Annotated in this window: 16 protein-coding genes; 10 read left to right on the top strand and 6 right to left on the bottom strand. The window is 30.3% G+C overall.

All coding sequences use genetic code 11. The annotated features are described in order from the left end of the window. Positions 1-293 precede the first annotated feature (293 nt). The 3 genes from AB1J10_RS00585 (at position 294) to AB1J10_RS00575 (ending at position 4962) form a co-directional block, all read left to right on the top strand. A complete protein-coding gene (locus AB1J10_RS00585) occupies positions 294-1286 on the top strand; it encodes an HNH endonuclease (protein WP_369002928.1) in 993 nt (330 codons plus the stop codon). 207 nt (positions 1287-1493) lie between these two features. Next, complete coding sequence (locus AB1J10_RS00580) at positions 1494-3335, top strand: zinc ribbon domain-containing protein (RefSeq protein ID WP_369002927.1); 1842 nt, start codon at positions 1494-1496, stop codon at positions 3333-3335. Further along, positions 3328-4962: an ATP-binding protein gene (locus AB1J10_RS00575; RefSeq protein WP_369002926.1), complete on the top strand. Its 1635-nt coding sequence runs from the start codon at positions 3328-3330 to the stop codon at positions 4960-4962. Before AB1J10_RS00580 ends, AB1J10_RS00575 begins: the two co-directional genes overlap by 8 nt. Positions 4963-5195: 233 nt before the next feature. Here the strand turns inward: AB1J10_RS00575 and AB1J10_RS00570 are convergent, their stop codons facing one another. Both AB1J10_RS00570 and AB1J10_RS00565 read right to left on the bottom strand, forming a co-directional pair. Continuing rightward, positions 5196-5744 carry a hypothetical protein gene (locus tag AB1J10_RS00570; RefSeq protein ID WP_369002925.1) on the bottom strand — a complete coding sequence of 183 codons (549 nt, stop codon included), beginning with the start codon at positions 5742-5744 and terminating at the stop codon, positions 5196-5198. Continuing rightward, a complete protein-coding gene (locus AB1J10_RS00565) occupies positions 5737-6711 on the bottom strand; it encodes a nucleotidyltransferase domain-containing protein (RefSeq protein ID WP_369002924.1) in 975 nt (324 codons plus the stop codon). The genes AB1J10_RS00570 and AB1J10_RS00565 overlap by 8 nt, the downstream gene beginning before the upstream one ends. A gap of 872 nt (positions 6712-7583) precedes the next feature. On the opposite strand from AB1J10_RS00565, the gene AB1J10_RS00560 reads away from it, so the two are divergent. From AB1J10_RS00560 to AB1J10_RS00550, 3 genes are all read left to right on the top strand, one after another. Then, a complete protein-coding gene (locus tag AB1J10_RS00560; protein ID WP_369002923.1) occupies positions 7584-10376 on the top strand; it encodes a type I restriction endonuclease subunit R in 2793 nt (930 codons plus the stop codon). Positions 10377-10493: 117 nt separating this feature from the next. Continuing rightward, positions 10494-12050, top strand: a complete 1557-nt coding sequence (locus tag AB1J10_RS00555) for a type I restriction-modification system subunit M (protein WP_369002922.1) — start codon at positions 10494-10496, stop codon at positions 12048-12050. Further along, on the top strand, positions 12043-13257 hold the full coding sequence (locus AB1J10_RS00550; protein WP_369002921.1) for a restriction endonuclease subunit S: 1215 nt from the start codon (positions 12043-12045) through the stop codon (positions 13255-13257). The genes AB1J10_RS00555 and AB1J10_RS00550 overlap by 8 nt, the downstream gene beginning before the upstream one ends. A gap of 147 nt (positions 13258-13404) precedes the next feature. Here AB1J10_RS00550 and AB1J10_RS00545 read toward each other — a convergent pair whose 3' ends face one another. Genes AB1J10_RS00545 through AB1J10_RS00535 form a run of 3 tightly spaced genes read right to left on the bottom strand, consistent with a single transcriptional unit; the run spans position 13405 to position 16532 of the window. Beyond that, on the bottom strand, positions 13405-15336 hold the full coding sequence (locus AB1J10_RS00545) for an Ig-like domain-containing protein (RefSeq protein ID WP_369002920.1): 1932 nt from the start codon (positions 15334-15336) through the stop codon (positions 13405-13407). Between the two features lie 21 nt (positions 15337-15357). Beyond that, the gene (locus AB1J10_RS00540; protein WP_369002919.1) at positions 15358-15909 is read right to left on the bottom strand and encodes a hypothetical protein; all 552 of its coding nucleotides are present in this window, start codon (positions 15907-15909) and stop codon (positions 15358-15360) included. Between the two features lie 20 nt (positions 15910-15929). Further along, a complete protein-coding gene (locus tag AB1J10_RS00535) occupies positions 15930-16532 on the bottom strand; it encodes a hypothetical protein (RefSeq protein WP_369002918.1) in 603 nt (200 codons plus the stop codon). Between the two features lie 319 nt (positions 16533-16851). Between AB1J10_RS00535 and AB1J10_RS00530 the strand changes: the two genes are divergently transcribed. The 4 genes from AB1J10_RS00530 to AB1J10_RS00515 all read left to right on the top strand — a co-directional run bounded on the left by AB1J10_RS00530 (position 16852) and on the right by AB1J10_RS00515 (position 21863). Further along, positions 16852-18165: a PrsW family glutamic-type intramembrane protease gene (locus AB1J10_RS00530; RefSeq protein WP_369002917.1), complete on the top strand. Its 1314-nt coding sequence runs from the start codon at positions 16852-16854 to the stop codon at positions 18163-18165. Beyond that, on the top strand, positions 18162-19283 hold the full coding sequence (locus AB1J10_RS00525; RefSeq protein ID WP_369002916.1) for a zinc-ribbon domain-containing protein: 1122 nt from the start codon (positions 18162-18164) through the stop codon (positions 19281-19283). The genes AB1J10_RS00530 and AB1J10_RS00525 overlap by 4 nt, the downstream gene beginning before the upstream one ends. Positions 19284-19472: 189 nt before the next feature. Continuing rightward, a complete protein-coding gene (locus AB1J10_RS00520; protein ID WP_369002915.1) occupies positions 19473-19688 on the top strand; it encodes a zinc ribbon domain-containing protein in 216 nt (71 codons plus the stop codon). 240 nt (positions 19689-19928) lie between these two features. Continuing rightward, positions 19929-21863, top strand: a complete 1935-nt coding sequence (locus AB1J10_RS00515) for a metallophosphoesterase (protein ID WP_369002914.1) — start codon at positions 19929-19931, stop codon at positions 21861-21863. Between the two features lie 368 nt (positions 21864-22231). Here the strand turns inward: AB1J10_RS00515 and AB1J10_RS00510 are convergent, their stop codons facing one another. Next, on the bottom strand, positions 22232-23164 hold the full coding sequence (locus tag AB1J10_RS00510) for a ketopantoate reductase family protein (protein WP_369002913.1): 933 nt from the start codon (positions 23162-23164) through the stop codon (positions 22232-22234). Positions 23165-23737 lie beyond the last annotated feature (573 nt).

The raw sequence follows: 23737 nt of genomic DNA, 5'->3' as shown, positions 1-23737 counted from the left end.
TAATGACTTAGTATATTTGACTTATTCTTAAATTTCATCGTTCATGCTGAATCGAAAATATAGCGTGTAATTTCAAATTAAATCTTGCTCTTTGCATTTTATCACTGCATTAATACATTATATTTTATTTTTGTAATTGATAGATTAAGTATTGTATCTATCTAATATATGAAAACTGCATTTAATGTCTTATAATTGTATTAATAAACTCAGAAACACAAATATGTATTGAAATATAGAACAAAATTAGTGAAATAAATTAAAAAGAGCATCTAATAGAGAGGGGATTATATATGGCTATTTTTTATGTTTTCCAAGGAGTAACATATGAATTAGAAAAAGAAGGTGGCTACGTATGGTCACCTCAGTTAACTAAAAATGGTAAAAAGAATTCTGGATATAGTAACATGATGAAAATTAAAAAAGGTGATTTTATTCTACATAATCAAAGTGGCAAAGTAGTTGCCATAAGTGTTGCTAGAGATAACTATAAAATAATTGACCGGCCTAGTGAGTTTGATCAGAGTGAAACTGCCGATTTATGGAATAAAGAAGGATACCTTGTCAAATTAAAGTATTATCCGTTTGACGAAGATTTAAATACAGCAGATTTTAGACAATGGTTAATTGATAATTATAAGAAGAATAGTGCATTTACAGTCAATGGTAGGGGTAAGCAACAGTATATGTGTAATTTAGCTGAAGAACATGCTGTATTTCTTCTCGAAAAAGCAATAGAAATACAAAAAAATCCGGAAGTTCTGATGCATTTAAAAGGTGCGTTGAGTGAAATCTTAGACGAAAAGAATCCAGAATATAATCAAGTTGAAAAAGATTTAATCAACAACGATTTAGATAATAATATAGATGAGGATCAAGTTAATAGAAAAATTTCTAGATTTGAATCACAAACGACAATGGTATCTAAATCTACGGGAAGAACTATACCTAAAAGAAATCCTGAAAGAGCAGTTGAGGCATTAATACTAGCAGGTTATAAGTGTGAATATAACCCAACTGATAGAACTTTTACAAGGAAAAATGGCAAACAATATACAGAGCCACATCATCTGATTCCAATTAGTAAATACCAAGATTTCGATAGAAGTCTGGATGTTAAAGAAAATATTGTGTCTTTATGTAGCCATTGTCATAATCTGCTTCATTATGGAAGAGAGGATGAAAAGAAAGAAGTGTTAGAAACATTATTAATGGATAGACAGGAACAATTACGTGAATACGGAATTGCAATTGATTTAGAAGAGTTATCAGAATATTATAAATAATAAACTTTGTTTTAGGGTACTTGTTAGTATTTAGATGATTGAGTTAACAATAAATATGTGAGGTATCTACAAGTTAATTTAAAGAGAAAAACGGTGATTATACTATTACAAGGGCATATTTCATAAATTTACTTTAGTATATTGTATTACAGAAACATTGTGCTAAACTTAAAGCAATATAATATTACCGTAAAGGGGATTGGTACTATGAAATTTTGTCCAGAGTGTGGAACTAAACTCGAAGAAAGTGTGAAATTTTGTCCGGAATGTGGCTATAAAATAGTAAAACAGTCTATCGAAAGTAATGAAGTAATTGAAATAAGAGATAAAATGCATTCAGAAGATTATATAAAGAATTTATTGAATAATTCATACTTAACAAACCTATCCGTTGCTCCAGATATATCTGAAAAAATATTGGTCAACGCATCAGTAAGTATTGCAGAGAAAATTGATCCAAATGTTATTATTGCGGTAATTGATACGAGTACTTTATCTAATGGGAAGACAGGAGTTGTTTTTACCGGTTCAGAAATCTTTATTAAAAATGCTTTTGAGAGTAGTAAGAATGTTCAATTAAAAAATATTGAAAACGTTCAATATGAATCTGATACAAAAATAACAGATAAAGGTAAAGTTGTAGATTATGAAAAAATCACTATTCATTATAAAGATGGAGAGTCTATAATATTAAATTCAGAAGAACTAGGTAATAATTTCCCATTTAAATTATTAGAAACATTATTAAAAGATTTTAATAATAAAGTTGATAAAATCTCTTCAAAAAACCAAGTTGTGCAATTAAGTAATATGAAAAGTGAGATAATTTTACTTTATTTTAGAATAGTTATAGCATACTTAAAAGATGATGATGGTATTATAGATAGTAAAGAGTACAAAGAATTAGTCAGCTTAATGACAAAAGTAAAAGTAAGTAAAGAACTTGCTAGTAAACTAAGAGACTATAGATTTGAACATATTGAAGAAAAATCAATTATAGAATTAATTGATGATTTGAAAGAAATTTTAATAGAAGAAGATCTGTCAGAAGTAGCAGTTCAGCAATCTTTGGGTATGGATATATTAGCAATGCATAGTGATGAACTAGATGAAATTAAAAAAAATGAAGTGTTAATTAGAATGCTAAAAAGATTAAATATGACTGATGATCAAATTAAATTTACTGTCAGAAAGCTAAAAGCTGAAAAAGAAATTTTAGAAAATAGATTAACTGATAATCAAATTAAAGAAGTTGCAAAAGAGTTAGCTGCAATTGCTGGAGGAGCAGGAGTATCCCTGGGTGCATTGGCTATAACTGGTGCTGTGAGTGGTATAGGGGCAAGTGTTTCAAGTGGATTAATGGCACTTGGCTTTACTTTGAGTACGGGAGGATTATTTTTAGGATTAGCTGCAGTAACCACTGCTGGATATGGAATGTATAAAGGTGTTAAATACTTCTCTGGAACAAATGAATCTGAAAAGTATGGAATTAGAATCCAAACACTTAATGACAGGATTTCCCAATTGAGGATAGCTAACTCATATATAATGGAAGATATAAACTGGTTAAGTAATAAATCAATCAAATTTGCTGAGAAATTAAAAGAATCTAATGAGCTTAGTAACGAATTATATCAAGAATTAGAATTTATTATAACTCAAAATCAATCATTGGCTGATGCTGGTGCATTAATTGAGACTGAAGAAACATTCTCAGAATACGAGCTAATATTTTCAAGTATCCCCCCAACTTTGAATATTGGAAAATATAATGAGCTTCTTAATAAAAATGTAAACAAAGTTTATGCTGATGAAATTATAAAAAAAGCATACATTGTTACTGGTGATTTAGATAATCAATCTGAAATTAGTGATGCACACTTACGTGAGGATATAGAATTGGATGAATTGAAAACAGTTCAAAATATCCTTGATGAAATTGGTTATTTTGATGTTAAGTCCGCAAGTCTGGCTCAGGGTAAGTCTATAGCAAAAAAAGGTTTCTCAAGTCTTAAAAAGTCATTACTAAATGGTGATAAGGATGAATAGAAAAGGAGATCAAGAAAAGCGTGTAATAAATAGTGCAGCGGAAAAACTGTTAGTTGATTATGAGCTTCGAAATAGAGCTAAGGATAATTTAGATAAAGTAAGTCATAATATACAAAAAATGGATGACAATATTGATCAACAAATAGAAGTGAAAAAAGACTTATTAAATAGTTTGAAAGCTAGACGAAGTAGTATTCATGAAGATTCAAAGATCAAAAAGGATTTTTTAGATAATGAATTAAGAAATAAATTAAGAAGTGGACAATCATATACTGCAAAAGAATTAGAATTAATAACAGTGAATCAGATTAATACAATTGATATTGATAGAGATGATTTTGATTCAGATGAATATAATAAAGAATTCGCTAAAAAAGAAAACATTAATATTGATAGTCCGTTCTTAAATTTATATAGTAAGAATGAACAAGTAAAAGTTGCGGAACAAATGATCCAAAAATTTGATTTACTTAATCTAGACAGTGATGATTACTTGTTTGCAACTTCAGCAGGTTTAATAGCTGGATTTGTTGATACTATTTTTGTAGGTACTATAGGAAAAGGTAAAGATGTCAAAGGATTACAAAAAATGGTGGATAAGGGCACAGAAAAGTTAGTGAAAAAATATGCGTTACATCAAAAAATAGCAGAGTTAAATAATCAAAAGAAAAATGCTAAGTCACAAAAAGGTATAAACGAAATTGAAAGAACAATAAAAGAATTACAAAATGGTCGACAAAATTTTGATATAAAATCTAGCATAAGATATTTAGAAAAAAAGCATAAAGTTGGTTATGATGCTGCTACATCAAAACATATTAAAGGTATGTCTCCAGATAATCATCATTTGTTGTCACTTGCTCATGAACCTAGTTTATTAGGCTTGATTATAGGAATTTATAATCAACTTACAGGAACGGCTACTTATATGTCTAAAGAAGGTAAAATTATTAACACAGTAGCGGAAAACGCTAATATAGAATTAACAGGTAGTATGCCTAATCAAATTATTCAAACAATAAATAATTGGTTTGGGCATATTATGAGTGACTTGTCAGGGAGTAGTACATCTAAAGGACGGGGAAGCGGTTTGCCTGTTCCTGGTTGGTCTTCTTTACAAAAGTTACAGTTTGGAAATGTTAAATTAAAAACGAATAAACCTGATACGTATACATTTGCACAAGTATCTGAATGGATGTTTAAGAATGGATATGATGTCAGAGCTTTTACGGCAGAATTAATACCAGTTTTAATTTATGAAACACTTATAAGACTATATTGGATTTATAAGCAGCATCTATATTACGGAAAAAGTTTAAAAGATAGTTTTCCAATTGCTAACAATAGAGAACTAGTAAGATTATTGTTAATAGGGGCATCAACTTTTTCAACAATCGATGTAACACACGGCGTGATAAAATCAGGTACAAAAGGTGGTGTTCAACCTCTAGGTATAGCAACTTTTATAATGACAGTGAATAAACCTGGTTTAATAGATTTAGGCTTCAGAAGTTATCAAAATATTCGTTTTGAATTAGAACATAAAAAACACGTTGATCATATCATTTCAAAAGATATAAAAACAGAATATAATCGTGTGATGTATTCTGAAAATATTTTTGAATAGTGATTTTTAAATAAAAACATATTAAATCTGAATAATAGGCCTATTGATAAACAATTAAAAAGAGTAACTGTTGGTAGTCATTTCTATCAATAGTTACTCTTTTTAAAAAATCGCATCATAAACTGATAAGCAGAAGCGTATCACAAATGATGCGGTTTTTGATAAGGTTCCCCTTGTTAGTGATATTGCTAAAAATACCAAAATAAAATTGAATTTATTTTGGTATCAATACTTTATTTTAGTTTTTTGAGTCTTAAATCACCTGTGGTTTCGGCTCCAGTCCAATACTTTCCAGTCAATCCATTTTCTCCAACTATTAATCTTGCTGTTCCTCGATTAATAGGATTTTTCTTTTCAAATTCGGCTTTTGGATTTGTTATATAAGTATAGTACAATATATTTTTACCATGTTCTTCAATAATATCTGCTGTAATACTATTACTAGTAATTTCATCGCTTCTTAATTCAATATTTACTGTTAAAAAAGTTTGTTTTATTTCCACACCTACCTCTTTAATTCCACCTTCTTCATAAAAGTATCTGAGTGTTGCCTCATAATCTCCTGATATATCAGCCTGCTTATTAAATATACGAAACAATTTCCACTTCCACATAGACCTTTCATATCCTATAGTAATAAATGTTGATATTGTTACAGTATAACTTATGATATCTATCCATCCTATTTGCCATACCGTACATGATACTATAATAAGTAACAGGAAAAAGATTCCTGTAAACCATCCTGCTACTTTAATCAAATGATTTATTTTGTCATTCATATTTTTTCTCACCACTATATTCAAAAAAATTCTTTACATCTAGAATAAAATTTTTATAAACATTATTTTTTTCTTGAGAATCGCATAAATATAGAATGTCATTAGGTTCTTTAAATTCACTTAATTTATCTATATTATCTATTAAAAATGCAATTAATGCATTAAATGTATCACCTAACATTTCATCATTGCTATATTTGTAATCCGGTATGTTCCAAAACAAACCTTCAACTCCAAATGAAGAAGTTTGTTCTGCATTTCCATTTTTACTATCTATTAATTGATATCTTATTTCCTTTATTATTCTAACCATCTTTTTATATTTATAATTTGTATTGTTATTTTTTATAACACTATTATTTATATGCTGTTCCGGATAATTTATAATTCGTTCACCTTTATCTGAATAAATTGTGATTCCTCCAATGAAATTATTTGGATCATCCATATAATCATTACTATAATCTCTATATCTAAAACACGGTACACAATCTGTTTCTTTACGGTAAGTATTGCCATTGATTCTAATTGCTTTATTACCTCTTCTTACCTCGCTTCTTCCAAATCTTTCAATCAAAGCTTCTTCTACTTCATCTTTAAAATGATACGGAGGCTTATTACTAGAGACAAATTTATAATTTTCTCTAGTTTTACCTTCCCTATATTTATCAAAAAACTCACTTTCTTTTACCACTGCAATATCAACGTCACTATTTTGTCTTACATTGGTATTTGTTGCATACGAACCTTTAACAAATATACTTAATTCATAATCTTTCGATGGATTCGTCATTTTAATTTGATATGATAGCGTATTTTCATTTTTTCTGTGTATACCTTTTTTTGTTTCATACCCTAAAGATTCCAGAGATTCTTGGATAATTCTAATTGCGTTTTCACACTTTTCTTTTTCTGAATCTGATAAAGGCCTAGAATATAATTTTAATTGTTCTTCACTAAATAACATAATGTCACCCCTATTTTTAACTAAGTAAGTAGAATTTAAATTTGTAATTTCGTTATAAAATGTTGAATTATAAAATATTGCAAACTACTTATAGATATTATACACTACTCCATTAATAAAAATTAAAATAATTAGAAAAGTAGTACATAATTCTAAAATTCACAGCGCCTAAATAGGTATATATACTATAATATATTGTAAAGATGGTTAAAGGTAGGGGGTTTTATGATTACTATTAGTCCTCATTATCATTATTATTTCGCTTATCAAAGATAAGATAAATTATTACTATTGCTATAGGAATGAAAGCAGAAAAAATAGCCGAATAACTACCATTTTTAATTAAAACTGGTAAACAGACTACCATAATTATTAAGTATATAGTTAACACTGTGATGACATAAACTTTACTTTTATTCATCCTGTAACTCTCCTTAAACTTATTATTTCCATAAAATTAACATACTGTTTTGATAGTTTTTAAATTTCATCTGACTTTTTATCCTTTTCATGTGTTTGATTATTGTCTTATTTATTATTATCATCTGTATTTTGACCACAAGCACTTAAAATAATAAAAGAAGACAAACCTAACATCCCTAATTTTCTAAATTTCATTATTACATCTCCTTTATGTAAGCTTCACTTTCAATGCTATCAAAAAACAAGGCGTTGTAAAATACAATAAAATAAAAATATACTATACTTAATAATATCAATATAAAAACACTGCAATAACAAATGATTAATTTGTTTGTCTGTATTTCCATAACAATTTAAATGTTATAATTATTAATAAGGTAATCGTTGAAATACAATCACACGATATAATTATTGATCATAAATAGACAAAATAAGTTCAGGGGGATGTTATGGTATACCAAAGTGAGTTTGCGTTAGAAACTGAAATGATGGAACAACTAAAATCCAATGGCTATGAAACGGTAACGATTAGAAATGAACAACAACTATTAGATAATTTCCGTTCGATATTAAATGAACGTCATGCTGATAAATTAAATGGGGAACCCTTAACAGATAAAGAGTTTCAACGTTTATTAACTATGATTAATGGTAAAGGGATTTTTGAAAGCGCTCGTATATTGCGTGATAAAATGCCTTTGAAACGAGATGATGAATCTGAAGTGTATTTATCATTTTTAGATACGAGAAATTGGTGTCAAAATAAATTCCAAATCACAAATCAAGTATCTGTAGAAGACACATATAAAGCGAGATACGATGTCACAATTTTAATTAATGGTTTACCCTTAGTTCAAATTGAACTTAAACGTCGTGGCATTGATATCAATGAAGCTTTTAATCAGGTTATGCGCTATCGTAAACAAAACTACACTGGCCTTTTCCGCTACATACAATTATTTATTATTAGTAATGGTATCGATACGCGTTATATCTCTAATAATGATGGCGAAATATATAAAAGTCATATGTTTTATTGGAGTGATAAAGAGAACAATCGTATCAATACATTGAATGAATTTACTGAAACATTTTTAAGACCTTGTCATCTCGCTAAAATGATTTCACGCTATATGATTTTAAATGAAACAGACAATATCCTTATGGCTATGCGCCCATATCAAGTTCACGCTGTTGAAGCCTTGATACGTCAAGCTACAGAAACGAGTAATAATGGTTATATTTGGCATACCACGGGCAGTGGTAAAACATTAACTTCCTTTAAAGCGAGTCAAGTGTTGTCAGAACAAGATGACATCAAAAAAGTCATCTTCCTTGTCGACCGTAAGGATTTAGACAGCCAGACAGAAGAGGAGTTTAATAAATTCTCTAAAGGTTCCGTGGATAAGACGAATAATACGGCACAACTCGTTAAACAATTAAAGGATAAGAGCTTACCACTAATCGTTACCACAATTCAAAAAATGTCTAAAGCAATTCAAAATAATGCGGAAGCACTAGATCAATATAAGACCGATAAAGTGGTATTCATTATCGACGAATGTCATCGTAGTCAATTTGGGGATATGCATCGCATTGTCCGTCAACATTTTAATAATGCGCAATATTTTGGCTTTACGGGTACCCCGCGTTTTGAGGAAAATCAAAGTCAGGATGGTCGGAGTACTGCGGACATTTTTGGTCGATGTTTACACACTTATTTAATTAAAGACGCGATTCATGATGGTAATGTTTTGGGCTTTTCCGTAGACTATATCAACACCATTAAAGCTCAGAATATAGATACAGAGACAGATGAATTGGTTGAAGGTATTAATACCGATGAGGTCTGGTTATCCGATCAACGCATTGAACTCATTGCGCGCCATATTACAGAAAATCATGACAAATACACAAGAAATAGACAATATTCAGCGATATTAACTGTACAAAGCATTCCAGCACTTGTGAAATATTATGATACGTTTAAAAAGGTCAGTAAGGACTATGAACATCCCTTAAAAGTTGCAGGCGTGTTCTCTTATGCCGCCAATGAAGAACGTAATGAAGGAGAAGTGGATGAGGCACACTCTAGAGAAAAATTGGAAGAAGTCATCAAAGATTATAATGATAACTTTGGCACAAATTTCTCGACAGATACTTTCCAAGAATACTTTAATCATATCTCTAAAAATGTCAAAAAAGGTGTCAAAGATAACAAAATTGATGTTTTAATCGTCGTTAATATGTTCTTAACTGGCTTTGATAGTAAGGTATTAAACACATTATATGTAGATAAAAATCTGAAGTATCACGATTTAATCCAAGCCTATTCACGTACGAACCGCGTGGAAAAAGAAACCAAACCGTTTGGTAAAATCGTGAATTATCGTGACTTGAAACAAAATACCGATAACGCCTTAAAACTGTTCTCTCAAACTGAAGACACAGATCGTGTGTTAATGAGAGATTATGATGAATATAAAGCCGAGTTTGTTGACGCGTTAGCTGAATTGAAAGCTGTCGCATTGAAGCCTCAAGATATGGATCAAGTTCAAGATGAAAATGAGAAAAAAGCGTTTGTAGAAGCATTCCGTTTAGTTTCAAAACTAGTGCTGAGATTGAAAGCATTTGATGAGTTTGATTTTACAAAAGCAAATATCGGTATGGATGAACAAGAATTTGAAGACTATAAGAGTAAGTATTTTGCGATATATGACGAAGTGAAACCTAAACGTGGTGAAGTTGAAAAAGTCTCTATTCTGAACGATATTGATTTTGAAATAGAAATCTTACGTAATGATCGAATTAATGTATCTTATATCATGGATCTCGTCAGACAAATTGATTTAAAAGATAAGGCAGAGCAACAACGTAATCGTGAACAAATTAGACGTATGTTAGACAACGCGGATGATCCAACTTTACGTTTGAAACGTGATTTGATTCGTGAGTTTATCGATGAAGTTATACCTGAATTGTCTGAAGAAGACAATATTGATGAAGCTTATATCCTATTTGAAAATGCGAAGCGTGAATCAGAATTTAACCAATTTGCGAGTCAACAAGCAGTTGATGAACAGGTACTTAAAGATATCACAAGTGAATATGAATATAGCGGTATTGTCAATCAAGATCACCTTAAGGATCTTGTGGGTGATAAAAAATTACGAGAAAAACGTCAAACGAAAAAAGCAGTCACATCATTTGTCGAAGAAGTGACAGAAAAATACAGTAGCTAGAAATGGTATCAAACCTTTGTGATAATAAATATTGCAGAGGTTTTGATATGCGTTGCTAATACAGAGGATAATTAAATAAATTTAGCATAAAGCATTTTAATAAATGGAGGAAATAACATGTCAATTACAGAGAAACAACGTCAACAACAAGCTGAATTACATAAACGTTTATGGTCCATCGCCAATGATTTAAGAGGTAATATGGATGCGAGTGAATTCCGTAATTATATTCTAGGACTCATTTTCTATCGCTTTTTATCAGAAAAAGCTGAAACAGAAGTTGCAGAAGCATTATCAGGTGAAGATTTAACATATGAAGAAGCTTGGGAAGATGAAGAATATCGTGAAGATTTAAAAGCTGAACTCATCGAGAATGTGGGTTATTTTATTGAACCTGAAGACTTATTCAGTAGTATGGTTAAAGAGATTGAAAACCAACGTTTTGATATTGAACATTTAGCACAAGCGATTCGAAAAGTAGAAACATCGACACTTGGCCAAGACAGTGAAGAAGATTTTATTGGTTTATTCAGTGATATGGATTTAAGTTCGACACGTCTAGGGAATACGGTTAAAGAGCGTACGGCACTCATCAGTAAAGTCATGGTTAATTTAGGGGATTTACCATTTGTGCATAGTGATATGGAAATTGATATGTTAGGTGATGCTTATGAATTCTTAATTGGGCGTTTTGCGGCCAATGCAGGTAAGAAAGCTGGGGAATTCTATACACCCCAACAAGTGTCAAAAATCTTAGCGAAAATCGTTACATTAGGTAAAGACAAGCTAAGAAATGTCTATGACCCTACGTGTGGTTCAGGCTCATTATTACTACGTGTGGGTAAAGAAACAACGGTCTACCGTTACAATGGACAAGAACGTAACAATACAACATATAACTTGGCTCGAATGAACATGTTGCTACATGATGTACGCTATGAAAATTTTGATATTCAAAATGATGACACATTAGAAAATCCAGCATTTTTAGATGAAAAGTTTGATGCGGTTGTCGCTAATCCACCTTACAGTGCCAAATGGTCTGCGGACAGTAAATTTAATGATGATGAACGCTTTAGCAATTACGGGAAGTTAGCGCCCAAATCAAAAGCTGACTTCGCCTTTATTCAACATATGGTGCACTATTTAGACGACGAAGGAACAATGGCGGTCGTCTTACCGCATGGTGTGTTATTCCGTGGCGCAGCAGAAGGCACAATCCGTAAATACCTTATTGAAGAGAAGAACTATTTAGACGCAGTGATTGGTTTACCTGCGAATATCTTCTATGGTACTTCAATTCCAACATGTGTCCTCGTATTTAAAAAATGTCGTGAAACAGATCAAGATGTCTTATTTATTGATGCATCAAACGAATTTGAAAAAGGTAAAAATCAAAACCATCTTACAGATGAACAAGTTGAAAAAATCATTGAAACGTATAAAAACAGAGAAATGGTTGATAAATATAGTTATGTGGCAAGTCTCAAAGAAATTGAAGACAACGACTATAACCTCAATATTCCAAGATACGTTGACACATTTGAAGAAGAAGAACCAATTAACTTAGACCAAGTTCAAAAAGACTTAAATCAGATCGATGACGAAATAGTACAAGTAGAACAAGAAATCAAAGTATATTTAAAAGAATTAGGAGTGTATAAACATGACTAATGAAATGAAAAATGTACCTAAATTGAGATTTCCAGAATTTACTGGGGAATGGGAGAAAACGACAATTGGTGACATAGGAAGTTTTTACTATGGAAAAAGTGCTCCTAAGTGGTCAATAACTGATGATGCAACAATTCCATGTGTGAGGTATGGTGAATTATATACAAAGTATAAAGGTATAATTAACGAAATATATTCTTACACTAATATAGATCGAAATAATTTACGTTTTAGTAAAGGCGGAGAGATACTTGTACCCCGGGTTGGAGAAGACCCTATGGATTTTGCCAAATGTTCGTATTTACCATTTTCTGATATCGCTATTGGAGAAATGATTTCTGTATATAATACCAATCAAAATCCGATATTTATAACATCATATTTTAATAGTAAACTGAAATACGAATTTGCTAAAAGAGTAGAGGGAGCGAGTGTATCTAATCTTTATTATTCATACTTAAATGATATAAACTTGCTAATCCCTAAAATAGAGGAACAACAAAAAATAGGCGATTTCTTCAGCAAACTCGACCAACAAATCGAATTGGAAGAACAAAAATTAGAGAAGTTAGAAGAACAGAAAAAGGGATATATGCAACAAATATTTTCACAAGAACTTCGCTTTAAAGACGATAATGGGGATGAATATCCAGAATGGAAATATAATTATTTAGGAAACTATCTAATTTCGCATGACGAAAAAACTACTGAAAATAATCAATATCCAGTTTTAACATCTTCAAGGGAAGGATTATTCTTACAAAAAGATTATTTCACAAGAGATGTAGCTTCTAAAGATAACACAGGATATAACGTAGTACCATATGGTTTTTTCACATACAGACATATGAGCGATGATTTAGTATTTAAATTTAATATAAATTATCTGGTCCCTAAAGGTATTGTAAGTACATTATACCCTGTGTTTAGTACGAATGATAACTTAGATAATTACTTTCTTAGAGAACTACTAAATAATGGCATAGAATTTCAAAAATATGCTTTAATGCAAAAACAAGGGGGTTCAAGAACTTATATGTATTTTAACAAATTAAAAAATTTAAAATTACATATTCCAGTTCTTGAAGAACAACAAAAAACAGGTTCATTCCTAGAAAAACTAGATAAATTAATTGAAAAACAATCTGCTAAAGTTGAGTTATTAAAAGAACGTAAAAAAGGGTTTTTACAGAAGATGTTTGTGTAGTTCTGATAACGACCTATTATGTAAACAATAAAAATGAGTACCAAAAAAATATAAAAACGCGGTTAGAGAAATATTTCTCTAACCGTATTTTTAGTATCTGCATTCTAATATTTATTAATTATTCTATAGTCCTATTAAGAGTATATTTTAATATACCTTTACATATAATTTTTTACTTTTATTCTTTGCTTTATCTACACTGTATATTGTTAATTTAGTACCTTTTTTCTGTGCTTTAATATTGAGTTTATAATTACCTTTTGTATCTACAGTAGCTTGACCTATCCTACTTGATCCTCTATAGATATAGATAGTTGAATTTTTTTCACCTTTTCCACTAACAACTTTAGATTTTGTTGATATTTTATTTATTGTGGGTGTCTTAGGTGCTGTTTTATCTATAACTTTTTTGGTAATAATCTTACTTTTTTTATTGTATTTATTAATTGTAAATATTTGAATATTTGTACCTGCTTTTTGTTTTGGAATACTCATAAAATATTTACCATCAGTAACTTTAGCTTTTCCTATTTGTTTATTATTTACATAAGCGTAAACCATCATATTGGATGTAGCTTTTCCTCTTATTTCTTTTGAAAAATCTGCGATTGTATCGACTGTGAATGAAGCTATATTTTCAGTTCGTTCAACTTTAAATAATTTTTTATCAAAATCATAATCAAGTTCATTATCGTTACCCAACTTATCAGAAGCTACAATATCATCAAGTATTATATCACCTGTTTTAATGTAAGATGGTATTTTGAATTCAAGAATAGCTTGCCAGTTTCCATTACTCATTTGTTTAATATCTCTTGTGAAATTCGCAAAGGTCATCGGAATATATTTTTGAGAGCCATCTTTATATACATCGGGTTCTAATGTATTTAGTTTAGCTTGGACATAAGCGATATCATTCTTGTCTTGCATTTCAATTGTCATTTTTATTGTATCATTTGGATTATAAATTTTTTTATCTGTGTAGTATTTAATGATTTTTGGACCATTAAATTCTTGTTTGGGTTTAGTTGATTCATCAAACGCTTCAACTTTATATTTGCCTAAATCGGATGTATTATTATTTAACACTTTTATAAGTAAACCATTGGAATTACTATATGATCTCGTATATTCTGATTCAATGTCATTCCAGCTGTTAACTGTAATATCAAAAGCATCATCTACCATTTTCTCAGGCAATTGAATAGTTATGATAGATTCCCAATTACCATTCGCTTTCTTATAAAATGATGTCGTTCTACCAACCAATGAAGTTTTATCAAAACGATATGGTGGATCGTCTATATACCATCCACTAGATCTATGTGAGTATAATATCGCTTCGCTGTATATAGGTTTAGTAAAGTTCTTGTTATGCTCAGTATATATTTTAACTGTGTCACCAGGTTTGTAATTAATGCGGTCCGTTTCGATACTTAAAATACCTTCATATTTCTTATCATAATAAGTATTTTTATAAGTACTGTTGCCATTTATGTTTTTCAGTCTATTTGTATTTAATTGTTGCTGTTTCTGTATAGCTAATGTTTCATTATCGGTTTGGCTAGATTTGGCTTGAGCATTATATAATGTCTGTTGATTTGGTGAACTCATTTGTTGTGTAGTAATAGATTCAGGTTTTTTAATTTGTGTTAGATTTTTAGAATCCATAACTTTTTCTTGAGTATGATCTGTATCTTCAACGACGCCTTTGTAATCTAGAGTGTTTTTGCTTTTATTTTCTTGTTGAACCACTTGTTTACTTTTACTAGCTAAATAATTATCATTTTGATTATTATCAACTTTGGGATTTTCATTTTGGGGTTCTGTCAATGTGCTTTGTGCATTGGTTTTTATATCTTTGTTTTGAACATTTTCCGTTTTAATATCGTTGCTCTTTATACTTGTATTTGTCTCTTGATTATTTATATTTTCTGCTTGTTCTTGCGTGATTTCAGATGCATTAACGCTATGTTTATTAAACAGGAAAAACGTCATACATATTAAAATAATACTTTGAGTTAAAATGCTTTTTCTTTTAGTAAATATTTGGATAAAGTTTTTATAGTTTTCTTTCATTTACTTTCCCCTTTTTAAAATTTATTCTATTGTAACTTTTTGTTCTTCAATTTTTTCATTCATCAAGCCGTCCCAAATTTGAACAGTTCCATTTTGATCTATAATAAAGGTGTATGAACCGTGGCCACTCTTATTATTTGCTGCTATTCTCCATAAGCCATCATCTTGTGCTGAAAATTCTGGTTGTTGAAAATTTATAAGAGAAGCATCTCCGCCATCAGTTTGATTAACAGCTGCTATGACATAATCAAATACATTATCTCTATTCACTTTCAAATCAGAAAATTCATCTTTATCCGCAGTTCTTTCACTACTTCCTTCGTGAACTTTTACTGTTTGACTACCATCATTCTCTTGCTCTTGACTATTATTTTGACTTTCATTCGATTGATTCTCATTATTAGATGTTTCACTAACATTTTGAGAATTACTGTCGTCATTCTCTTTTTGCTGAGCTTGTAATTTATTTTTCTCTAACTCTACTTCTTGATACTTGTTGTATCCAAAAAATCCAACAGCTGCTAATATGCCAACAATAGCAATTATTGTTATTATACTTAATAATTTTTTCATGATTTATTCATCCTTAAATTTTAATAATTGCCACCTTGACCATTGGATCGTGCTTCAACTTGACCTCTTAAATAACCAATATAATCTCCAGAACCTTCAGCTCTACTATCAACAGCGGCAGCTTCTTCTTCACTCATGCCTTCTTTATATGCATCTAAGAATTCATCATCAGACATGTTTTTAGCATCTTCAGCTGTATATTTAGGTGAACTTTCTTCTGTATTTTCTCCATTTGTAGCTCCACCACCAGATTGGGCCATTACACCTTTTTCAAACTCTTCCTCTTCTTCAGGAGAATCAAATTCACCAGTATAATCTATGCCATTCTTAGTTTTTTTAATTTCTTCACCATCTTCTGTTGTTCGCACTTCATTAGTATTGAGTTCTTCATTAGAATTATTATTTGTGTTTGTTGATTCTTGAATTTCTGTTTGGTTTGTAGTTTGATTTTGTTGTTCTTTTTTGGAAGTTTTGTTTTTACTATCTTTTTGTTTGTTTTCAGTTACTTTAGCTTCTTCTTTTTTAAGCTCTAAATCTTTGTAACTACCATATGCAAATACAACAGCAACTCCCAATACTGCAACTAATAAAATAACGCCTAAACTTGCAAAAATTTTCTTCACATTGCTTTCCCCATTCTATATTTATTTTAATTTTATATTAATCTATTTTGCCACGCTTTTCTATATATTATTTGAAAATATTTTAAAAAAACACATATTTCTGAAATTAATTTATCTATGAATATTCATTATTAATTTCTAAGGGTTAAACAAAAAACGATTCAATGCTTTTTTGAATTTACTTACAATAATATTTATTTTATATATTTTTTTAGTTTGAAGAGTTTTTTGAATCAAGAAAATTATATAGAATTTTCTTGCATAATACATTAATATATTGGTATATGTATTATTTTATTGTTATGGGAGCGGGGATTATATGAAATGTTCAAATTGTGGAAGTCATGTAGAGAATAATGATAAATTCTGTATTTATTGTGGGCATAATTTAGAAAATGAAGAAATCATGAGCCAAAAAAATGAAGTTTGTCCGAATTGTTATACAGAAATAGAAGATCAAGATAAATTTTGCATGAATTGCGGATACAATTTAAAAGAAAAAGAAGATGAAAGTATAGAAGAAAATCAGAAAGCAGAGCTTAAAGAAACATTCAAGACGAGTGATAGGATTGAAAAACAAACAGCAGATAACATTGATTTAAAATATGAAGCAAAAAATTTATTTAATAGTACTACTAAATCTATAGGTAGGTTTGCTGGTAGTGATGAAAGTTTGGATTTGAATTTAAAAGATATGTTTTCAGAAGTATTTAAATCACATTCAAAAGAAGAAGCGGATGAAATATTTATTGCAGGTACCAAAATGACTACACCATCACTAGATGAAGTCTCTCAAGAATGGGGTAAACCTTGGGTTTTTTCAAGAGTTTTTTTGGCCTTCAGTATTACTTTTGCAATGTTATGGGTTCTAGGAAGTGTGTTTGAAAACCCAAATGCAATACCTGGCTTGATATTTATTGGAGCATTGACAGTGCCATTGACTGGTTTGTTCTTTTTTTATGAATCAAATGCTTTTAAAAATATTAGTATATTTGAAGTGTTGAAAATGTTTTTTATAGGTGGTGTATTTTCATTAGTTAGCACCATGATTCTATATAATTTTGTTACTTTTAGTGACGATTATTATTTATATGGAACCATGACAATGTTTGATGCAGGTTTAGTTGGATTAGTAGAGGAGACTGGTAAAGCTGTCATAGTCATTTATTTTATAAATAAATATAAGACTAATAAAATTTTAAATGGATTGTTAATTGGAGGAGCAATTGGAGCAGGATTTGCAGTCTTTGAGTCAGCCGGATATATATTAAGTTACTATTCTGAATCTGGAGTTCCTTTAATTGATATGGTATTTACAAGAGCATGGACTGCTATTGGTGGACATTTAGTTTGGTCAGCGATTATTGGAGCAGGAATTGTAATTGCTAAAGAAGAAAGAAACTTTGTATATAATAACTTTTTCGATAAGCGTTTTCTGTTTTTCTTTTTCTCTTCAGTAATTTTACATGGCATATGGGATACCTCTATTTCATTAGTAGGAAGCTATATACTAAAATACTTAATATTAATTTTTATTGTTTGGCTTTTTGTATTTGTATTAATGAAAGCAGGTTTAAAACAGGTTAATACTTTGCAATTAAATGCAATCGATGCTAAGGAGGATATAAAATGATGAAGTATTGTCCCAATTGTGGAAATAAACTCCAAAGTGATAAAGCATTTTGTAATCAATGTGGTACACAATTAGAAAATGAAAATCGAAAAAATAAATACCGCAGAATAACAGAAAATAACTTAAAATCCATTAATAATACGCAACAAAGAAAACATAATAAGTCAAGAACTTGGAAAATCATAGCTATAATAGGTGCAATTGTTATTTTATTATCAACTTTATTTTTTGTAACTTACTTTTTTTACAAGAATGTCATCTCAGATAACGAAGCAATAAATGTATTTAAAAGTGATAGCCAAAACAATAAAAATAAAGAACAAACAGACGTTAATGTATTATCATCGAATTTTAGTGAAAATTATATGAATGCAGATAATACTGATGGATATGCGGGTATAAATATTGGTATGTCGAAAAATGATATAAAAGAAAAATTCGGAGAACCTAATGATAGCATATCGATGGATATTGGGAATGTGAAAAAATATAACAATATTGGAGTATATTACGGGATAGATAAAACTGTATCGAGTGTATATATTTTGCCAGAGAACATATCAACAACTGATTTTAAAGATTTTCATGGTGAACCAACAATAGAAACTGATTCACAGTTAATATACGATGATAATCCTGATAATAATTTCACTATAATTATCAATATTGATGGAGATGAAATACAATCAATTGAAAACACTTATCAAATTGATGAAGATACCTTGAATAATATGACATCTACAACTAATCGTGATAGCGAAGTATCTGCTTCATTTACTCATGAAGCCATAAATTATACTGGAGGAATTGAAAAAATATTAAATACAGCGTTTAACGCTGAAGATTATACAGAACAAGAAAAGTCATTGTCTGATGCTAAAGATATGACAACGAGTTGGGACGGTTCCATTATTGATTTAAAAACAATGGCTTCAAGCAAACAAGAAAATGAAATCATATCTCAATTAAAAGAGTTTAGAAATCAAAGAGATAAAATATTAGATAATATCGAAAAATTTAATGATAATAGTGACTCACAGGCATGGCAAAATGCTCAAGAAGAATATGAAACACTTAAAATTGAGATCGAAATTTTTAATGATGAATACTTGGAATAACTAATATAATTTTTCAAACTCACTTTAGAGACAGTAAATATTGAGAGCCCTAAATTATTCACCTGTGATAAACCAATGATGTAATCAAATACATGTGAATACACAACGCCTATAACATCTCATAAAGTTTAAAGTGACCATATCAGTGATATGTACATAATAACGCTTATGATAAAGGGGTGGAAAATAATGGCAGCAGAAACACACAAAGGTTGTGTTAAGTGTGGAAATACAGAAGTTGAAGAAGGAACACTTTCAGCGACAGGTTCAGGTTTTTCTAAAATATTTGATTTGCAACATAATAATTTTACAACAATAACTTGTAAAAATTGTGGATATACAGAATTTTATAAAGTGGATAAAAATAGAACAACAGATATTGTCGATTTGTTCTTTGGAGGATAGAAATTATAAATAATTAGCACGGTGCATAAAATACTGTTTAAATGCTGGTGAAATGTAATCGTATTTTATATCTAGTCAACATTATGAGGTGGACTATGAAATCTTTTAATTAGATTTCTGGTTCACTTTTTTAATTTAACATTTACTTCTATTTAATTTGAACTTAATACTATTTTGTTACGTTCGTGGTAATCAATATGAATTGGTAACTTAAAAAATAGATAGGAGTGGCGTTATTTTATGAAAAAAAGCACCTCGAGTATCATATTTACGATGTCAGCGGCAGGTATTTTTGTAGGGACACAAGATGCTAGTGCATCGGAATTAGAGGATCAACAGAAAACAACAGAAGCAATCAATGAAACGAATCAAAACGATGATACAATCACACAAACTTCAGAAAATGAGTTGGAAACAGAATTACCTTCCAATAAAGTAGCTAACATTGAGGGTAATGATCAGGAAAGTGCAGCAAATGATACAAAGGCACAGTCAAAAGCAAATAATAATCAAAATTTAACTTCATCTAAAAATGCCGATGAGGAAGTAGACCAAAATACACAAATTACATATAAGCAACAAGATGAAAGTAATAAACATATACAACCATCTGATAATCAACAACAAAAAGAATCATATACAGCAGCGAAAGAACAACCAAAGTTACCAAATCAATCGACTTCCAATCAGTATAATCCAGGAAATAAGCAACAGTGGGAAAATGAAGCAGATAAAACTGATGGTGCTACTTCAGAGCAACAGTACAAAGAGGAACAATTAGATAAAGGAACAACAGAAGATAAGCATAAGTCGAACAAAGCGTTAACATCAGATGAAACAGCTACAACAAAGAATATAAATCAGCAAAATCAATCACCTCAACAAAATAACAATGAGCTTACTAATCAGGAATCAGATAATAAAAAAACAACTGCACAGCAAACACAATCTAATGAGCATCGTTATGCGATTATGACGATTGGTAAAGATAACACAGAAAAGAATTTAACTTGGTACCATGAATCAGACGAGCAAGGTTATGTGGAAATTGCAAAAGCAAATGAGCAGGGTGATTTTTCTAATGCAAGACGTCTTGAAGGAGAAACACATAAGGGTAGCAATACAAAACGTTTGTTAAATAAAGATATACCCAAAATGAATTATACTCATGCAACGCTGCCTCATTTAGAAGAAAATACTACTTACATGTATCGCTTTTTCAACGGTGTTAATGGAGAAAAATCACCGATACGTCGTTTTGATACGAATAATAATGGAGAAACAAATTTTATCGCAGTCGCTGATCCACAACTAGGTGCTTCAGGAGATTTAGTAGCGGATAATGCAGGATGGCAAAATACTGTGAATCAAATGGCACAGTTAAATAAAAATCCAGATTTCTTAATGAGCTTGGGAGATCAAGTCAATTTGCCTTGGGATGAAAAGGCATATAGTGGTTTTATAGAAGCCAAAGGGATGGAAAATTTCACAGTTGTTCCTACTTTAGGTAATCATGATCGTGCCAATAAAGCATATTCTGAACATTTTAATCTTCCTAATTTGCAAAATGGTGGTAAAAACTTTGCGAGTTCTGATTTTTATTTTATGCACAATGATACACTTTTTGTCAGTTTGAACTCTGAGAGTTTGGATTATAAAGGGCACGAAGAGACGATGAAACGTGCGATTGCAGATACTAAAGATCAAAATACCAAGTGGATTGTCGCACTCACTCACAGAAATCCATATTCAGCAGGCAAACATTCTGATAAGTTAGCAACAAAAATCAGACGTGATAAATTTGCGCCGTTGATGAAAAAGTACAATGTTGATTTAGTATTAGGTGGACATGACCATTCTTATAGTCGTTCACATGTTATGAATGGTAAAGATGCTCAAGTAAAATGGGATGAAAATGGAGCGGCACCACAAACATACTCGAACCCAAACGGTACAATTTATGTAACATTAAACTCTGCTAGTGGTAGCAAATTCTATGAATTAGATGAAAAAAAAGATTATGCAGTTAAATCAATACAGGATAACCAACCTGCTTATACGAAAGTGAATATCACGAAGGATTATATTGAAGTATTAACATACCATGTACCACAAGGTAATGAAAAACTTGGTGACCCGATTGATCGTGTCCGCATTAATAAAGATGATAATTAAACATGTTTTCAGTTATGATATGACAAGTGATCACTTTATCAAAATATAGAGCGGTAAGTCGTCGGGTTGTGTGCCGTCAGTATACGCTACCGTGTATATTAAGTGTGTATTGAAATTTTTATGTTGAACTTTACCGTGTGATATATCGCAAGTATTCATTTTTACTTACACCGCAATTTTAAAGAAATACGATATTTAACAACCACATGAATAAAGCATAGTTAGAGTTGCAGAAACTAATAATATAGTAGACCTGCAACTCTATTTTTATTTAAATCCTTACCTGTTTCAGTATTAAACACAAAATAAAGACGAAGTGCTGAGAAACACTCCGTCGATAGCATAATAATTACATTGACCTTTTGTAGTTATTGTAATTTTGACTCTAATTGATGTACAAGATGGGTGAGCATAGCATTAATGGGTGTAGGTATGTTGAATGTTTTTCCATAAGCAGCTATTTGTCCATTAAGGTAATCTATTTCAGTTAAACGTCCGTTTGAATAATCTTGATGCATTGATGGATAATGAAGGCCTTGAGCTTCTTTTGGATAAGCTGCTTCAACTTTTTTTAATAGTGCATGACTATCTAAATGAATACCTTTTGCTTTGGCAACTGCGACAATTTCTTCAATGATAGGCATAACCATTTCAGCTGAATCCGGATGATTACCAAATTCATAAATCGTTTTGTTTAATATCGTACATAAAGGATTTAAAACACTATTTAATGTAGCTTTAGACCATATTGCTTCGAATACATTATTACTAATTTGAGCATTCAAATTTGCATCATTGAGAATTTGAAGTATAGCATGCGTATGGTCATCGGTCTCACCATCTGCGCTTTGTAAATATATAGATCCTTCACCCTCTAATAATAGTTGTCCTGGTCCACGTAGACCTGCAGTCCACATCGTTACTGCTAGATAAATTTGAGATAAAGGGACGATTTGTGATAGTCGTTCTTCATGACCTAAGCCATTCATCATACTCATTATAGCTGTATTTTGATGGATGCAACCAGCTTCTTGCAATTGTTGTAACATTGCCTCAGAGTGCATTGCCTTGGTCAATATAATGATAAGATCAAACTCAGTTGAAACCTCTTTGGTTAAAACTGCTGGGATGTTGACTGAATAGTTATCCGTCCCTGTTTTAATGTCCATACCATCTGTATTAATACTTTTGACATGTGCTTCCCAATTATCTATAAGTGTAACATCATAACCAGCTTCTTTTATGGATACGCCTATTCGTCCGCCCATCGCACCAGCTCCCGCTATGCCTATCTTATACATTGAAATACGCTCCTTGTTATTTTCAGTTTGAAAATATTAAAATACACTTTAACTATATCATTTACATATATTGGCAACAATGTTGTGTAATTTATAATTTTTTGAATATTTATGTGAATGTTGTAATAAAGGAGGATAGATTTTTAATAAATATAGCGTTAATCAAGTATCTTTGATTTTGAATTTTTGTTACTTTCATTTGAAATAAAATCAGAATACAAAGAATCTAATCTATATAATAAACCACTTTGCTAAAGTACCCTTTAATCCTATTTCTACAGTTAACATTCCAATAATTAAAGTCTCTAAATATACTATTTTGAACCTTTTAATATATTAAATTACTTTTTTTACTCTACATAAACTTATGGTCTATATAAATAATTGCAAATTAGCAGTTAGAAATACTATTATGCATTTTAATAATAATATTACATGAAATAAAATAATATTATTTTTTGGTTACGCAAATTTATAAAAATAAAAGTTTTAAAAATATTTTAAAAATATGTAAAGTTTAAATCGTTGTGCCATTATATGTCGTTTCTGAATTGTACAATAATATTACCAAGA

The organism is Staphylococcus cohnii species complex 1663 (assembly GCF_041008415.1).
GTDB classification, from domain to species: Bacteria; Bacillota; Bacilli; order Staphylococcales; family Staphylococcaceae; genus Staphylococcus; species Staphylococcus ureilyticus.
Note: the sequence above shows the minus strand (reverse complement) of the source record. Positions and strands in the feature narration are given on the sequence as shown.

Coding starts and splice junctions, on each gene's coding strand:
- AB1J10_RS00555 (WP_369002922.1), top strand. CDS start 10,494: ATGTCAATTACAGAGAAACAACGTCAACAACAAGCTGAATTACATAAA.
- AB1J10_RS00540 (WP_369002919.1), bottom strand. CDS start 15,909: ATGAAAAAATTATTAAGTATAATAACAATAATTGCTATTGTTGGCATA.
- AB1J10_RS00520 (WP_369002915.1), top strand. CDS start 19,473: ATGGCAGCAGAAACACACAAAGGTTGTGTTAAGTGTGGAAATACAGAA.
- AB1J10_RS00545 (WP_369002920.1), bottom strand. CDS start 15,336: ATGAAAGAAAACTATAAAAACTTTATCCAAATATTTACTAAAAGAAAA.
- AB1J10_RS00565 (WP_369002924.1), bottom strand. CDS start 6,711: ATGTTATTTAGTGAAGAACAATTAAAATTATATTCTAGGCCTTTATCA.
- AB1J10_RS00580 (WP_369002927.1), top strand. CDS start 1,494: ATGAAATTTTGTCCAGAGTGTGGAACTAAACTCGAAGAAAGTGTGAAA.
- AB1J10_RS00575 (WP_369002926.1), top strand. CDS start 3,328: ATGAATAGAAAAGGAGATCAAGAAAAGCGTGTAATAAATAGTGCAGCG.
- AB1J10_RS00550 (WP_369002921.1), top strand. CDS start 12,043: ATGACTAATGAAATGAAAAATGTACCTAAATTGAGATTTCCAGAATTT.
- AB1J10_RS00585 (WP_369002928.1), top strand. CDS start 294: ATGGCTATTTTTTATGTTTTCCAAGGAGTAACATATGAATTAGAAAAA.
- AB1J10_RS00560 (WP_369002923.1), top strand. CDS start 7,584: ATGGTATACCAAAGTGAGTTTGCGTTAGAAACTGAAATGATGGAACAA.
- AB1J10_RS00530 (WP_369002917.1), top strand. CDS start 16,852: ATGAAATGTTCAAATTGTGGAAGTCATGTAGAGAATAATGATAAATTC.
- AB1J10_RS00570 (WP_369002925.1), bottom strand. CDS start 5,744: ATGAATGACAAAATAAATCATTTGATTAAAGTAGCAGGATGGTTTACA.
- AB1J10_RS00515 (WP_369002914.1), top strand. CDS start 19,929: ATGAAAAAAAGCACCTCGAGTATCATATTTACGATGTCAGCGGCAGGT.
- AB1J10_RS00525 (WP_369002916.1), top strand. CDS start 18,162: ATGATGAAGTATTGTCCCAATTGTGGAAATAAACTCCAAAGTGATAAA.
- AB1J10_RS00510 (WP_369002913.1), bottom strand. CDS start 23,164: ATGTATAAGATAGGCATAGCGGGAGCTGGTGCGATGGGCGGACGAATA.